Source organism: Achromobacter sp. 1L-A-4-B-C2 (assembly GCF_057291955.1).
Genome location: NZ_JBXAWP010000003.1, coordinates 631,915 through 646,863 on the forward strand (window position 1 = coordinate 631,915; position 14,949 = coordinate 646,863).

The window sequence follows — 14,949 nt, forward strand, 5'->3', positions numbered from 1 at the left end:
TAAGGTTCCTATGGTGCCATGAACTTGGCGGCCCATCAGCGGGTTGCGTCAGCGCCGGCCTTCAGCGCCAACGTCGGGAGGCAACCTCGGGAGCCAACCTCCGGCTCCCCCCTCCGGCGTCAAATTCAGCGCCTCAGGTCAGCGCCTCAGGTCAGCGCCTCACGTCAGCGCCTCACATCGCCGCCTCCGCCTCCCAGCCGCCTCCCAGCGCCTTGTACAGCGCCACCAGACGGGTATAGGAATCCGTTTCGGCAACCGCCACGGCGTCCTGGGCGCGCAAAAGCGTACGCTGCGCGTCCAGCACCGTCAAATACGGCGCACTCCCCTCGCGATAGCGCAGCTGCGCCAGTTCCGCCGCGCGCCGGCTGTGCGCCGCCGCCTGCGCCAGATTGCCCAAGCGCTGTTGGGTCTGGCCAAACTCGGTCAGCGCCGACTCCAGTTCTTGCACCGCTTGAAGCACCGTTTGCTGGTAGCGCGCCACCACCCCGTCGGCACGGGCGACGGCCGCGCGCTGTCTGGCCAGCGCCGTCGGCAGGTGCAAGGCCGGCCAGTTCACGCCCGATGCCACGCTGAACGCCCGGCTGGACGCCGCGCCGAAATCGGCACCACGCAACGCCACAAAACCCAGGAACCCGCCCAGGTCGATGCGGGGATAAAGCTCCGCCGTGGCCACTCCTATGTCTGCATTGGCGGCGGCCATATTGCGCTCGGCAGCGGCAACGTCCGGCCGACGCGACAGCAGCGCCGCCACGTCCCCGATCGGCAGGCGTGTCGCCAATGGGGTCAACGGCTTGCCGGCATCCAGTTCGGCCAGTTGAACCGGCCGCAGCCCAGCCAATACCGCCAGCCGATAATGCGCCAGCCGCTTGGCCGTGACTTGCACGGGCACACTGGCCTGCACGGTTTCCAGTTCGGCCCGCGCGCTGGCCAGATCCCCCTCGTCGCCCCGCCCGGCCTGCACCAGCGCCTGGGTCACACGCAGGCTGTCGCGCTGGCTTTCCAGGTTGGCGCGCGCCACGGCCAGGCGCTGCTCGGCGCCGCGCAGTTCGAAGTAATTGCGGGCAACCTCGGCCGCCACCACGATGCGCGTCTGGGCCAGATCCGCCGCCTGCGCCTGGCTGCGCGCCGCCGCGCCGGCGGCCGCTTGGCGTAGCCGCCCCCACAGGTCCAGTTCCCAGGTGGCGTCAAAACCGGCCCGATAACTTTGGGCCAGGTTGCGCTGCCCGGCCGTGCCCGCGTTGGCCTGCGACAGGCCGCGTTCATAGCGCCCGTCCAGCGTCACGGCGGGCAAGCGATCCAGTTCTTTTTCGTCCAGCACGGCGCGCGACTCCGCCAGGCGAGACTGGGCGATCCGGATGTCGTGATTACGGTTCAAGGCCAGGTCCACCAGCTGGTCCAGCTGGGGGTCTTGCAGTTGCTTCCACCAGTCGCGTTGCAGCGCGTCGGAGGAAAACAGCGCCTGCTCGGGGCTGGCCAGCACCACCGGCGCGTCCTGCGGGCGTTGGTAGTCGGGGCCCACGGCGCAGCCGGCCAACGCCAGCGCCAGTGCCAGTGTCAGCGCCAGCAGCGTTGATCGCAGCACGGCGCTCGGGCGGCGCGGACGATCGAGTCCAAAGACGAAGGCTGGGCGAATCGCGCGTTCGGGGCCGGCACCGAGGGCCGGGCGGCGCAGCGGTGCGGATGCGGAAACTTCAATCATGGTTGGCTCCTTAATGCGAGATGGCAGCGCGGCCGTCTTCGGCTTGCGCCACGGCCAGTTCCCGCGCGCGCGGCGTGTCGCTGGCGGCGCGGTGGTCACGCGCGAGCACGGTGTAGACGGTAGGCAGCACGAACAACGTGAACAACGTGCCCACCAGCAAGCCCACCACGATGACCAGGCCCAGGCTGTACCGGCTGTGCGCGCCCGCCCCCGTGGCGAACAGCAACGGGATCAGCCCCATCACCATCGCCGCCGTCGTCATCAGGATGGGACGCAAGCGGATGCGGGCGGCCTGCTCCATTGCCGCGCGCCGATCCAGCCCGTGGCTGACCTGCATTTCGTTGGCGAATTCCACCATCAGGATGCCGTGCTTGCTGATCAGGCCGATCAGCGTCACCAGCCCGATCTGCGTATAGATGTTCACGGTGGCCATGCCCAGCGCCAGCGGAATCAGCGCGCCGCAGATCGACATCGGCACGCTGACCAGGATGATGAATGGGTCGCGCAGGCTTTCGTACTGCGCGGCCAGCACCAGATAGATGACGATGATGGCGAACAGGAACGTAATCATCAGTGCCGACCCTTCCTGGCTGAACTGGCGCGCATCCGATTGCCAGTCATAGCTGAAGCCGGCGGGCAGGTTTTTTGCCTGCTCCGACAGGAATGTCACCGCGTCGCCCATGGTGACGCCGGGCATCGGGATGGCCTGGAACGTGGCGGCGTTCAACTGGTTGAACTGCGTCAGCGAATTGGGCTCCACGCCCATGGAAACCGACACCAGGTTCGACAGCGGCACCTGTGCGCCGCTGGCGCTTTTGACGTGGAACTGCGCCAAGGCCTGTGGCGACATACGCAGATCGCGACGGCTTTGCGGAATGACGTCATACGAGCGCCCGTCCATGCCGAAGCGGTTGACATAGTTTTCGCCCACCAGCACCGCCAGCGTATCGCCGATGTCTTTCATGGTGACGCCCAGGCTGTTGGCCTTGGCGCGGTCCACCGTCAGTTGCACCACCGGGTTGTTGTAGTCCAGGTCGCTGTCCACCACCATAAACAGCCCGCTGGCCCGCGCCGCCTGCTTCAAGCTTTCCATGGCCTCGTAGACGACGCGGTAATCGGCCGCGCTCATCAGCACCATCTGCACGGGCAGGCCGCCCGTGGACCCGGGCAACGACGGCAACTGGAACGCAAAGATGTTGCTGCCTTCTACCTGATTGGCCAGCGATTGCATGTCGGCCTGGATGGCATCGGCGTTGCGCTTGCGGTCTTGCCAGTCCACGAAGTCCACACCGCCGATGCTGTTGGACACGCCGTCCGACCCGTTGATCAGCCAGCGCCCTTTTTGCTCGGGCACCGTCTTCATCACGTCGTCCCACTTCTTGCCGAACTTTTCTACGTAGTCGATATTGGCGTGCTGCGGCGACTTGATGGCGGTCAGCACGGTGGATTGGTCTTCGACCGGCGCCAGCTCGCGCTGCGCGGCGTTGTACAGGAACGGCAGGCTGACGAGCACCGCCACGGCGATCAGCCCCGTCACCCAACGATGCCGCAACGACACGTCCAGCACGCGCCCATAGGCCTTGCCCAGCCGGCCGAACATCAGCTCGGCGTTGCGCGCCATCTTGCCTTCCGACACGTCGCGGTTCAGCAGGAACGAACTCATGACGGGCGACAAGGTCAGCGCAATGACGCCGGACACCACCACCGCGCCGGCCAGCGTAAAGGCAAACTCCTTGAACAGCGACCCGGTCAGCCCGCCCATCAGCCCGATGGGCGCATACACGGCAGCCAGCGTGATGGTCATGGCGATCACCGGCCCGGCAACTTCTCGCGCGCCGATCAACGCCGCGCGCACGGGCGATTTTCCTTCTTCGATGTGGCGATGCACGTTTTCCACAACCACGATGGCGTCGTCCACCACCAGCCCAATGGCCAGCACCATCGCCAGCAAGGTCAGCAGGTTCACGCTGAAGCCGAACAGCGCCATGATGGCCGCCCCGCCCAGCATGGAAAGCGGGATGGTGACCACGGGGATCAGCACCGCGCGCAACGAACCCAGGCAAAGAAAGATCACCACCACGACAATGGCGATGGCTTCCAGCAGCGTCTGCATCACGCCATCGATCGACGCGCTGATAAAGCGGGCCAGCTCGAACGGCACTTGCACGCTGGTGCCCGGCGGCAGGTTCTGCTTGATGTTGGGCAACAGTTCCTGCAAGCGCTTGACGATGACCAGCGGGTTACCCACAGGCGTGGCGTTCAGGCCGAAGTACACGGCGGGTTCGCCGTCCATCAAGCCGCTGGAATCGGTGGATGCCGCGCCCAATTCCACGGTGGCCACGTCGCCCAGCCGCACGATGGCGTCGCCGTCGCGCTTGACGACCAGGTCGCGAAATTGCGCCACATTGACCAGGTCGGTATTGACCTGGATGTTGGACACCACGTACAGGCCCTTGGCCTGGCCCGGCGCGGCCTGCACGTTGTTATCGCGCAGCGCCTGCGCCAGTTCGCCCGCCGAGATACCGCGCGCGGCCATGCGGTCCGGGTCCAGCCAGACGCGCATGGCCAGCTTTTGGCCGCCATACAGTTCCACACTGGCCACGCCGTCAATCGAGGACAGCTGCGGCTGCACCACGCGCGACAAATAATCGGTCAATGCCGCCAGCGACAGCGTCGAACTGGCAAACCCCACATAGGCGACGGCGGTCGCCTCGCCCGCCGACTTGACCAGCACGGGGTCGTACACGTCCTGCGGCAGCCGGTACTTCACCTCGTTGACCTTGGCCATCACTTCGGTCATGGCTTTGTTGGAATCGGCGTTCAACTTCATCCGCACCGTGATCACGCTGCGGCCCTGGGTGGACGAGGACGACAGGTAGTCGATGCCTTCCACCGTAGCGACTGATTGCGCGATGGGCTGCGTGACGAAACCTTGCATCAGGTCGGGCGAGGCGCCCGGGTATTGGGTGGTGATGGTGATGGTGGTGCTTTCGGTCAGCGGGTACTGCCGCACCGGCAGGCCGCTTAACGCCTTGATGCCCAGCAACAGGATCAGCGTGCTGACCACCAGCGCCAGCACGGGCCGGCGCACGAAAAGATCGGTGAATGTCATGATGCCTCCGCCGGTGCGCCCAACGCGACGGTGTCTGTGCCGGTCACGTCAACGGCCGCGCCGTTGTGCAGGCGCAGTTGGCCCGACGTCACCACCTGATCGCCCGCGTTCAGGCCTTCAGTGACAACGACCCGGCCATGCAGGCGCTCGGCCGTCTTGACGTAGGCTTGCCGCACCGTGGCCGGCGTGTCGGGCGCGGCGGCCGCGCCCGGCTTGGGCGGCGTCAGCACGTAGACGGAATCGCCGTAAGCGCTGTAGCTGATGGCCGTTTCCGGCACCGTGATCACATCGGGCCGGTCGGGCAAACGGATGCGGCCGTGCGCGAACATGCCGGCGGCCAGCGCGCCATCGGCGTTGGCCAAGGTCGCCTGCACGCGCACGGTGCGCGATCCGGCGTCCACCTGCGGTTCCACGGTAGTGACCTGACCGGGAAATTGCCGGTCGGCATACGCATCCACCGTCACCGTCACCGTCTGGCCGGCGCGCACGGCGCCCAGCGCCTGTTCGGGCAGGGTGATATTTGCGTACAGCGTGGAAGCGTCGGTCAGCGACACCAGCGGATCGCCGGCGCGGGCGAATTGGCCCAGATGCACACGGCGCACGCCCAACATGCCGTCGAACGGCGCCTTGACGCGCTTTTGCTCGATCAGCGCCTGTACGCGCCGGATATCGGCGGCGGCCTGGTCGTAATCGGCCTGCGCCTGATCCAGCTGTTCCCGCGTGGCGGCCTGTTGCGGCAGTAGCCGGCGCGTGCGTTCCAACAAGGCGCGCGCATTGCGGGCCTGCGCCTGCAGCCGCGCCAGCTCGCCGCGTTCCGGCGCGTCGTTCATCTGCACCAGCAGTTGGCCGGCCTTCACCGTTTGGCCTGCCGTGAAAAGAATCTGCGTGACCCGGCCATCCACTTCGGCGGGCACCTGCACCTGGCGCGTGGCCTCTAACGAGCCGATGCCGGTCAGCGCCATCGGAAAGTCCGCCTGCACGGCGGGCGCCACCGCAACCTTGGCCGGCGCCATCGCCCACCCGCCCTGCTGCGGCGCGCGGCCCGCCTTCCACGCCCACCCACCTGCCAACGCCCCCGCCAGCACAAGGGCCCCTACGGCCCAGGCTCCAGGTTTCGCCTTCATGATCTTCTCTTTATTTATCCAAGAATAAGCTTGGATAATCCTTGATTCGCCCCATTTCGTCAAAGTGGACATTGCAATACGCCGCATAGCGCGCCGCTATCGGCCTTCAGCGGCGGCAGATGGGCGAAAAAAAACCGCCAGGCGAGGCTGGCGGTTTTCAGGGTTGGCGTGTCGGCCGGGTAGTACGTGGCCGGCCGACGGTCAGGTGCGGACCATGTGCAGGTAATGGCGATGGCGTTCGTACTGGTCCAGGATGTCGCCGATGACGGCGTCGCGGCTCCAGCCCATGATGTCGTAGTCCTGCCCGCCTTCGCGCAGGTGGACTTCGGCGCGGAAGTACTTGCGTTCTTCTTCGTCGGCCGCTTCGTCCGGCGTCAGGCTGGGGCGCACGAACGCCTCGGGCTGCACGGCATACGAGAAGTCCAGGTGCTCGCCGTGCGAGACCTCAAGAATGGCGCTGCCGTCGGCTTCGACTTCGCGCACTTCTACCGCATAGCCCTGCTTGCGCAGTTCCTCGGCCACGTCGTCCAGCGCAGGCCGCACCACGTCGCTGATAAAACGCTGCACGTGCGAGCGGCGCGGCATCATCACCATGTTGCGCAGCCGACGTTCCCACGATTGGCCGCCACGCGCGGGGCGCGACAAGGTCAAGGACTGATAGCGAATGCCGCGCTTGGTGGCGTCCAGTTTCAGCGCCTTGAACAGCCCCCACAGGGACAGCAGCAAGATGATGGAAAACGGCAGCGCGCTGGCGATGGTGGCCGTCTGCAAGGCGGTCAGCCCGTCGGCGAGCAACAGCGCGATGGCAACCGCGCCCATCAGCACCGACCAGAAAATACGCTGCCACACAGGCGTGCGGTCCGACCCGCCCGAGGCCAGCAGGTCAACCACCAGCGCGCCCGAGTCGGCGGAGGTCACGAAAAACACCGCGACCATTGCAATGGCCACCACCGACAGCACGCTGCTCCAGGGCAGATGTTCCAGGAAGGCGAACAGGGCCAGCGACGAATCGGCTTCGACCACCTCGGCCAGGCCCTGCACCTTGTCCACCAGGATCATGTGGATGGCCGTGTCGCCAAACACCGTCATCCAGAACAGGGTGAACCCCGCCGGCACAAGCAGCACGCCGGTGACGAATTCGCGGATGGTGCGCCCGCGCGAGATGCGCGCGATGAACAGGCCCACGAACGGCGACCACGCAATCCACCAGCCCCAGTAGAACAAGGTCCAGCCACCAATCCAGTCGGTGGGCTCGTAGGCATACAGGTTGAAGGTCTTGTTGACGATGTCGGACAGGTACGCGCCCGTGTTCTGCACGAAGGTCTGGAACAGGAACACGGTGGGGCCGACCACCAGCACGAACAGCAGCAACACGGCCGCCAGCACCAGATTGGTCTCGGACAGGATGCGGATGCCCTTGTCCAGACCGCTGGCCACCGACAGCGTGGCCAGGCCGCAAGTGACGACGATGAGGATGATCTGCGTCGTCACCCCGACCGGGACGCCGAACAGGTGGTTCAGCCCGCTGTTGATCTGCGCCACGCCCAGGCCCAGCGACGTCGCCACGCCCAGCACCGTGCCGATGATGGCGAAGATGTCGACGGCATGGCCGATGGGGCCGTGGATGCGGTTGCCGATCAGCGGATACAGGGCCGAACGCAGCGTCAGCGGCAGCCCATGGCGGTAGCTGAAGAACGCCAGGATCAGCGCCACCACCGCATAGATCGCCCACGCATGCAGGCCCCAATGGAAGAACGTGATCTTCATGGCCTCGCGCGCGGCGATGGCCGTGCCGCCCTCGCCGACCGGCGGCGACACGAAGTGCATCACCGGTTCGGCAACTCCGAAGAACATCAGGCCAATGCCCATGCCCGCGGAAAATAGCATCGCAAACCAGGTGAAATTGCGGTAATCGGGTTCGCTATGGTCCGGCCCGAGCTTGATGTCGCCGTAGCGGCTCAAGGCCAGGAACACCACGGCCAGCAAGATGATGGCCACGACCAGGATGTAGAACCAGCTGACGTTGCCCAGGATCCAGCCCTGCACGGATTCAAAAAGGCTTTGCGCCCGCTCGGGCGCAAGAATCGCGAATCCGACCAACAACAGCGTGAAGATCGCCGCCGGGAAGAACACCGGGCGGTTGATGGTGGATGGTCGGGTTTCTGAAGACATGCAGCAGCTCCTTTCGCCCAGGGTTGCGAATTTCGGCGCCGGCCCCCTCAGCCCGACCGTTGCGCCGCGGTTATTACTATCACGGCCGGCATGCGGCTGACAATCTGTATCGGCGATCTGTATCGGTGATTCGTGGCCGCCATGCAGCGGCCAGGGCAAGGCTATCCGACCGAAGTTGGCGCCCCGGGCGGCAAGGCGGCGGGCGCCGCGTCGGGTTGCGAGTCACCAAACACCACCCGGCGGAAAAAACCAGCCAGCACGGCCTCGGTCATTTCCAGGCTCACGCCTTGCGGATCAAAGGCGTAGCTAAATTGCATGCCGTCCGACAGGGCCAGGAGCCCGATCGCCAATTGTTCGGCCGGCATGGGCAGCGGAGTGCCCACATGCGCGGAAAACTGGCGGACGTATTCCGTGGTGGCCGCGCGCAATTCGCGCAGGCAATCGGTAAAACCCACACGGAAATCGGGGTCGCGCGCGGCCTGGAGCTTGCCTTCCATCCAGAGCAGGAAGCAATCGTTTTCGCGGTGGTGCGTGCTGTAGTACTGCACGACGCTGGCTTCCATCTGCTGGCGCGTTTCGCCTTCTTCGAAGATGGCGCGCATGTCGGCCATCACTTTTTCGTGATCGCGTCTGAGCAATTGCAGGAAAAGTTCGGTCTTGCTGCCGAAATTGGAATAGAAGGCGCCGCGCGTGTACCCCGCCAGTTCGGCGATGTCCTCGACGCTGGCGGCCACGAAGCCCTTGGTAAGGAATACCGATTGCGCAGCGTCCAGCAGACGCTGACGCGTCTGGTCTCTGCTTTGCTCTCGGGTTAAGCGCACTTTTGACATGGCGGGAGTTTAGCACCGGCCACGATTTCAAATACAGCCTTGTATCCGAATACATATGCGCATTAGAATTCAGCCCGTATCGAGTTTGACTCGCCGATGCCTTCCCCTTTTTCGCCCCTATCGCGCCGCGAGGTATTTCGTGAATTTTCCTGGCTCCAGCCCACAACCGTCGGCGCGCCCCCTTGCCGCAACCGTGACAACGCCCGCTCCGTCCCCATGGACTCGCCGCATCACGCTGCCCGCGCTACTGGCGCTGGCGCTGGCCCTCTCGGCCTGCGGCCGCAAAGAAGAACCGGCCCCGGCGCCGCGTCCCGTGGTCGCCATGCCGACGCAGGCGGATGAACGGCTGCCGGCGTGGACGTTGCCGGGCGAAGTGCAGGCGCGCTACAGCACGCCGCTTTCCTTCCGCGTAGGCGGCAAGATCATCGAGCGGCAGGTTCGGCTGGGCGATAGCGTCGTGCCCGGCCAGGTCGTCGCCAAGCTCGACCCGGCCGACGCCACCAAGAACGCCGCGGCCGCCAAGGCCCAGTTGTCGGCCGCTCAGCATCAACTGGACTACGCCCGCCAACAGTTGGACCGCGACCGCGCCCAAGCGCGCGAAAACCTCATCGCCGCCACCCAGCTGGAACAGACCCGCAACGCCTACGCCTCGGCCCTGGCCCAACGCGATCAGGCCGCCCAGCAGGCCGCGCTGTCGGCCGACCAGCTCAAGTACACGACGCTGCAGGCCGACCATGCGGGCGTCATCACCGCCGAACAGGCCGACACCGGGCAGAACGTGGCGGCCGGCACTCCCGTCTACCAGCTGGCCTGGGCAGGCGACATCGACGCCATTTGCGACGTGCCGGAAAGCGTACTGGCCGGTTTGACGATCGGCCAACGCGCCAACGTGACGCTGGGCCCGCTGCCCGGCCAGAACTTCACGGCCACGCTGCGCGAGATCGCGCCGGCCGCCGACCCGCAAAGCCGCACTTACCGCGTGAAGCTCACGCTGGAATCGCCGTCGCCGCAAGTGCGGCTGGGCATGACGGCCAACATCAGCTTCGACAACCACGGCGCGGCCAACCAGGCCACCTACACCGTGCCCGCCACCGCGCTATTCCATGACGGCAAGGACCCTGCCGTATGGATCGTCAAACCGAAGGAAGACACGCTGGAGCTGCGCCGCGTACAGGTGTTGCGCTTTGACGCGCGCACCGTAACGCTGACCGGCGGCGTGTCGGCGGGTGAACGCGTGGTCTGGCAAGGCGTGCACACCGTGACCGCCGGTGAAAAGGTGCGCCCCGTGGCGCCCCTGCACGCCGAGGACTTCGCATCATGAGCGCACCCGCCGAAGATCCCGGCCACGACCACAAAGAAGGCAAGTTCAACCTGTCGGCCTGGGCGCTGCGCCACCAGCCGCTGGTCATTTTCCTGATCACGCTGGTCACGCTGTTTGGCGTGCTGTCGTATTCCAAGCTGGCCCAGTCCGAAGACCCCCCCTTCACGTTCCGCGTGATGGTCATCAAGACCTTATGGCCGGGCGCGACCGCCAAGCAGGTGCAGGAACAAGTCACCGACCGCATCGGCAAGAAGCTACAGGAGACCGCCAACAGGGACTTTCTCCGCAGCTATTCCCGCCCCGGTGAATCGCTGATCTTCTACACCATGAAAGACTCGGCGCCCGCCAACACGGTGGCCGACCAGTGGTATCAGGTGCGCAAGAAGGTCGGCGATATCCAGGCCACGTTGCCGCAAGGCGTGCAAGGCCCGTTCTTCAACGACGAATTCGGCGACGTCTATACCAACATCTACACGCTGCATGGCGACGGCTTTTCGCCCGCGCAACTGCACGATTACGCCGACAATCTGCGCACCGTGCTGCTGCGCGTGCCGGGCGTGGCCAAGGTCGATTACTTTGCCGACCAGGCTGAACACGTGTATGTCGAAATCTCCAATACACAGCTAAGCCGTCTGGGCGTGACGCCTCAGCAGATCGCGCAGGCCATCAACACGCAAAACGCGGTGTCCAGCGCCGGCACCCTGACCACGGCCGACGACCGCATCTTCGTGCGGCCGACCGGGCAGTTCGAAAACAGCCGCGCGCTGGCCGACACGCTGATCCGCGTCAACGACAAGTCGATCCGCCTGGGCGACATCGCCACCATCCATCGCGGCTATGACGACCCGCCCACCGAGCAGATGCGCTTTAACGGCAACCCCGTGCTGGGCATCGGCATCACCATGCAGCCGGGCCAGGACGTGGTGCGCCTGGGCGAAGCGCTGGACAAGACCTTTGACAAGCTCCAGGCGCAATTGCCCGCCGGCCTGACGCTGACGGAAGTGTCCAGCATGCCGGACGCGGTATCGGATTCCGTTGACGAATTCCTGCGTTCGGTGGCAGAAGCGGTTGCCATCGTGCTGATCGTCAGCCTGGTGTCGCTGGGCCTGCGCACCGGCATGGTCGTCGTGATTTCGATCCCGGTGGTGCTGGCCATCACCGCGCTGTTCATGGACATGTTCGGCATCGGCCTGCACAAGGTGTCGCTGGGCACCTTGGTGCTGGCGCTGGGCCTGCTGGTGGACGATGCCATCATCGCCGTGGAAATGATGGCGGTGAAGCTGGAACAGGGCTGGAGCCGCGCGCGCGCCGCCGCCTTCGCCTACACCAGCACCGCGTTTCCCATGCTGACCGGCACGCTGGTCACCGTGGCCGGCTTTCTGCCGATTGCGCTGGCCAAGTCCAGCACCGGCGAATACACGCGGTCCATTTTCCAGGTGTCGGCCATTGCGCTGATCACTTCGTGGTTTGCCGCCGTGGTGCTGATTCCGCTTCTGGGCTATCGGCTGCTGCCCGAGCGCAAGCGCGAAGCCCATCAGCCGCACGACCACGAACACGATATCTACAACACCCGCTTCTATCAGCGTCTGCGCGGTTGGGTGGCGTGGTGCGTGGACCGCCGCTTCTGGGTGCTGGCGGGCACGGTGGTGATCTTCGTCGTGGCGATGGCGGGGTTCAAGCTTGTGCCCCAGCAGTTCTTTCCCAGCTCGGACCGTACCGAGCTGATGGTGGACGTGCGGCTGCAAGAGGGTGCGTCGTTCGCGGCCACGCTGCGCCAGGTCGAACGGTTGGAAAAAGCGCTGGAAGGCCGGCCCGAGATCGACCATTCGGTCAGCTTCGTGGGCACCGGCGCGCCGCGCTTCTACCTGCCGCTGGATCAGCAACTGCCCACGCCGAACTTCGGGCAGCTTGTCATCACCGCGCACTCCGTAGAAGAGCGCGAACAGCTGGCCCAGTGGCTTGAGCCCATGCTGCGTGAAAAATTCCCCGCCATACGCACCCGCCTGTCGCGCCTGGAAAACGGCCCGCCCGTCGGCTATCAGGTGCAGTTTCGCGTCAGTGGCGACAAGATCTCGGAAGTGCGCGCGGTGGCGGAAAAGGTCGCCGCCGAAGTGCGCGCCGACACGCGCTCGGTGAACGTGCAATTTGATTGGGACGAACCCTCGGAACGCTCGGTGCGATTCGACATCGACCAGCAAAAAGCGCGCGAGCTGGGTATCAGCGCCAGCGATGTGTCCGACTTTTTGGCGATGACGCTGTCGGGCTACACCGTGACGCAATACCGCGAACGCGACAAGCTGATCAATGTCAGCCTGCGCGCGCCGAAAGAAGAACGCGTGGATCCCGCCCGCATCGCCACGTTGGCCATGCCCACGCCCAATGGCCCCGTGCCCTTGGGCAGCCTGGGCCAGGTGCACTACGACCTGGAATACGGCGTCATCTGGGAACGCGACCGCCAGCCCACCATTACGGTGCAGGCGGATGTGACCAGCGGCGCGCAAGGCATCGACGTCACCCACGCCATCGACAAGAAGCTGGACGCCATCCGCGCGGACCTGCCGGTGGGCTACCGCATTGAAGTGGGCGGCCCGGTCGAGGAAAGCGGCAAGGGTCAATCGTCCATCAACGCGCAAATGCCGCTGATGGCGGTGGCGGTGCTGACGCTGTTGATGGTGCAGCTGCAAAGCTTCTCGCGCGTGCTGATGGTGGTGTTGACCGCGCCGCTGGGGCTGATCGGCGTGGTGGCGGCGTTGCTGCTGTTCGGCAAGCCATTCGGCTTCGTGGCCATGCTGGGCGTCATTGCGATGTTCGGCATCATCATGCGCAACTCGGTGATTTTGGTGGACCAGATCGAGCAGGACATCCTGAACGGCCACAAGCGCGTGGACGCCATCGTGGGCGCCACCGCGCGGCGTTTCCGCCCCATCGTGCTGACCGCCGCCGCCGCCGTGCTGGCGTTGATTCCCCTGCTGCGCAGCAACTTCTTCGGCCCGATGGCCACGGCCTTGATGGGCGGCATTACCAGCGCCACGGTGCTGACGCTGTTCTTCCTGCCGGCCTTGTACGCGGCATGGTTCCGCGTGCGCCATGACGAGCGCGACGAGCCCGAAGGCGTGCCGCCCGGCGCCAACGCGGCCGATACGCTGCAACGAGGAGCCTGATGATGAAGTCCCATCCCACGCGTTATTCCAGGCTGCCGCTGGCGCGGCCCTTGTTCCGGCCCTTGTTGCGGCCCCTGTTGCCGGCTCTGTCGCTGGCCTTGAGCGCCTGCGCGTTCGCCCCGGACAGCAAGCCCCCGGCAACCGCCTCGCCCCCGCAATACGGCGTGGAAGCCCCGCCCCCGCAGGGCGCCACGGCCCAGGGCGTCGCACAGCAATTCGAACAGGGCGCGCGGCCCGTGCCCGAGTGGTGGAAGCGCTATGGTTCCGACGCGCTGAACGCCCTGGTGCAGGAAGGGCTGGCCAACAGCCCGAACCTTGCCGCCGCCGAACGCAACCTGGCCGGCGCGCGCGAACAACTGCGCGCGCAGGTCAATTCATCACTGCTGCCGTCGGTGGACGCGGGCGCAAGCGGCACGCGCAACCGCGCACTGACCATGCCCGATCTGCCCGAGTCCACGGCGCTCTACAACGTGTTCACCGGCCAGATCCAGGCCACTTACGACCTGGACCTGTTCGGCGCGGCGCGTTTCGCCAACGCGTCCCTGGCGGCGCAGGTTGAGCAGCAGGCGTTCCGGCTGGAATCGGCCCGGCGGTCGCTGGCCGGCAATATCGTCACCGGCGCCATCACGTCGGCCTCGCTGGCCGAACGCGTGGCGCTGACCGAAAAGCAGGTGGTGCTGCTGCGGCAAGTGGCGCGCGATACGCAGCGCCGCTACGAATTGGGCTCCGCTTCGCAAAACGATGCGCTGGACGCCGACCAGGACGCTGCCACGCTGGAAGCCTCGCTGCCCGGCCTGCGCGCGCAATGGCAGGCCACGCGCCACGCGCTGGCCGTGCTGTTGGGCCGCCGCCCGGACCAGGCGCCGGACGACCTGGCATTCAGCACGCTGGCCGTGCCACCGCAGGTGCCGGTGGTGGTGCCGTCCGAGCTATTGGCATCGCGCCCCGACATCCTGGTGGCGGACGCCGTGGTGCAGGCCGCGTCGGCCGACGTGGGCGTGGCCACCGCACAGCTGTTCCCCAGCCTGTCGTTGTCCGCGTCGATGGGCAAGGGCGGCTTCAGCTGGCCGGCCGCGCTGTCCGGCGCGGGGTCGATCTGGGCGATTGGCGCGTCCTTGACGCAGCCCATTTTCCACGGCGGCGCCTTGCTGGCCGAGCGCCGCGCCGCCAAAGAACGCTACGAAGCGGCGGTGCTGCAATACAAGCAAACGGTACTGACGGCGTTCCAGGACGTGGCCGACACCCTGGCGCGTCTGGACGCGGACGGACAGGCACTGGCCTCGGCCGAGGCCTCGCGGCGCGCGGCCGAACAGTCTTACCGCAACACGGCCAGCCGCGTGCGCCTCGGTGCGCTGGCGCCCTATACCGAATACGCGGCCGAACAGCATTACGTCGCCGCGCGCCTGCGCGAACTGGAATACGCCAACGCCCGGCTGACGGAAACAGCGGCGCTGTTCCAGGCCATGGGGTCGCCCACCCGCGCGCCGGAGGTGGCTGCCGGCCAACTCTGAACTGCTTGCTGTTGAACGG

Annotated in this window: 8 protein-coding genes; 3 read left to right on the forward strand and 5 right to left on the reverse strand. The window is 66.0% G+C overall.

Translation table 11 applies throughout. From position 1 onward, the window contains the following. Positions 1-172 precede the first annotated feature (172 nt). The 5 genes from AC0Z35_RS16360 to AC0Z35_RS16380 all read right to left on the reverse strand — a co-directional run bounded on the left by AC0Z35_RS16360 (position 173) and on the right by AC0Z35_RS16380 (position 8,937). The gene (locus AC0Z35_RS16360) at positions 173-1,699 is read right to left on the reverse strand and encodes an efflux transporter outer membrane subunit (RefSeq protein ID WP_485132305.1); all 1,527 of its coding nucleotides are present in this window, start codon (positions 1,697-1,699) and stop codon (positions 173-175) included. A gap of 10 nt (positions 1,700-1,709) precedes the next feature. Next, the gene (locus AC0Z35_RS16365; protein WP_485132304.1) at positions 1,710-4,811 is read right to left on the reverse strand and encodes a MexW/MexI family multidrug efflux RND transporter permease subunit; all 3,102 of its coding nucleotides are present in this window, start codon (positions 4,809-4,811) and stop codon (positions 1,710-1,712) included. Beyond that, a complete protein-coding gene (locus tag AC0Z35_RS16370; protein ID WP_485132303.1) occupies positions 4,808-5,935 on the reverse strand; it encodes an efflux RND transporter periplasmic adaptor subunit in 1,128 nt (375 codons plus the stop codon). The genes AC0Z35_RS16365 and AC0Z35_RS16370 overlap by 4 nt, the downstream gene beginning before the upstream one ends. A gap of 201 nt (positions 5,936-6,136) precedes the next feature. Beyond that, complete coding sequence (locus AC0Z35_RS16375) at positions 6,137-8,107, reverse strand: BCCT family transporter (RefSeq protein ID WP_046802526.1); 1,971 nt, start codon at positions 8,105-8,107, stop codon at positions 6,137-6,139. A gap of 161 nt (positions 8,108-8,268) precedes the next feature. Continuing rightward, positions 8,269-8,937: a TetR/AcrR family transcriptional regulator gene (locus AC0Z35_RS16380; protein ID WP_046802525.1), complete on the reverse strand. Its 669-nt coding sequence runs from the start codon at positions 8,935-8,937 to the stop codon at positions 8,269-8,271. Positions 8,938-9,130: 193 nt separating this feature from the next. Between AC0Z35_RS16380 and AC0Z35_RS16385 the strand changes: the two genes are divergently transcribed. Genes AC0Z35_RS16385 through AC0Z35_RS16395 form a run of 3 tightly spaced genes read left to right on the forward strand, consistent with a single transcriptional unit; the run spans position 9,131 to position 14,930 of the window. Beyond that, positions 9,131-10,258, forward strand: coding sequence for an efflux RND transporter periplasmic adaptor subunit (locus tag AC0Z35_RS16385; protein ID WP_485132302.1), 1,128 nt, complete (start codon positions 9,131-9,133; stop codon positions 10,256-10,258). Further along, positions 10,255-13,419: an efflux RND transporter permease subunit gene (locus tag AC0Z35_RS16390; RefSeq protein ID WP_485132301.1), complete on the forward strand. Its 3,165-nt coding sequence runs from the start codon at positions 10,255-10,257 to the stop codon at positions 13,417-13,419. Before AC0Z35_RS16385 ends, AC0Z35_RS16390 begins: the two co-directional genes overlap by 4 nt. Continuing rightward, the gene (locus tag AC0Z35_RS16395) at positions 13,419-14,930 is read left to right on the forward strand and encodes an efflux transporter outer membrane subunit (protein ID WP_485132300.1); all 1,512 of its coding nucleotides are present in this window, start codon (positions 13,419-13,421) and stop codon (positions 14,928-14,930) included. Before AC0Z35_RS16390 ends, AC0Z35_RS16395 begins: the two co-directional genes overlap by 1 nt. The last annotated feature ends 19 nt before the right edge of the window (positions 14,931-14,949 follow it).

Coding starts and splice junctions, on each gene's coding strand:
- AC0Z35_RS16360 (WP_485132305.1), bottom strand. CDS start 1,699: ATGATTGAAGTTTCCGCATCCGCACCGCTGCGCCGCCCGGCCCTCGGT.
- AC0Z35_RS16365 (WP_485132304.1), bottom strand. CDS start 4,811: ATGACATTCACCGATCTTTTCGTGCGCCGGCCCGTGCTGGCGCTGGTG.
- AC0Z35_RS16370 (WP_485132303.1), bottom strand. CDS start 5,935: ATGAAGGCGAAACCTGGAGCCTGGGCCGTAGGGGCCCTTGTGCTGGCG.
- AC0Z35_RS16375 (WP_046802526.1), bottom strand. CDS start 8,107: ATGTCTTCAGAAACCCGACCATCCACCATCAACCGCCCGGTGTTCTTC.
- AC0Z35_RS16380 (WP_046802525.1), bottom strand. CDS start 8,937: ATGTCAAAAGTGCGCTTAACCCGAGAGCAAAGCAGAGACCAGACGCGT.
- AC0Z35_RS16390 (WP_485132301.1), top strand. CDS start 10,255: ATGAGCGCACCCGCCGAAGATCCCGGCCACGACCACAAAGAAGGCAAG.
- AC0Z35_RS16395 (WP_485132300.1), top strand. CDS start 13,419: ATGATGAAGTCCCATCCCACGCGTTATTCCAGGCTGCCGCTGGCGCGG.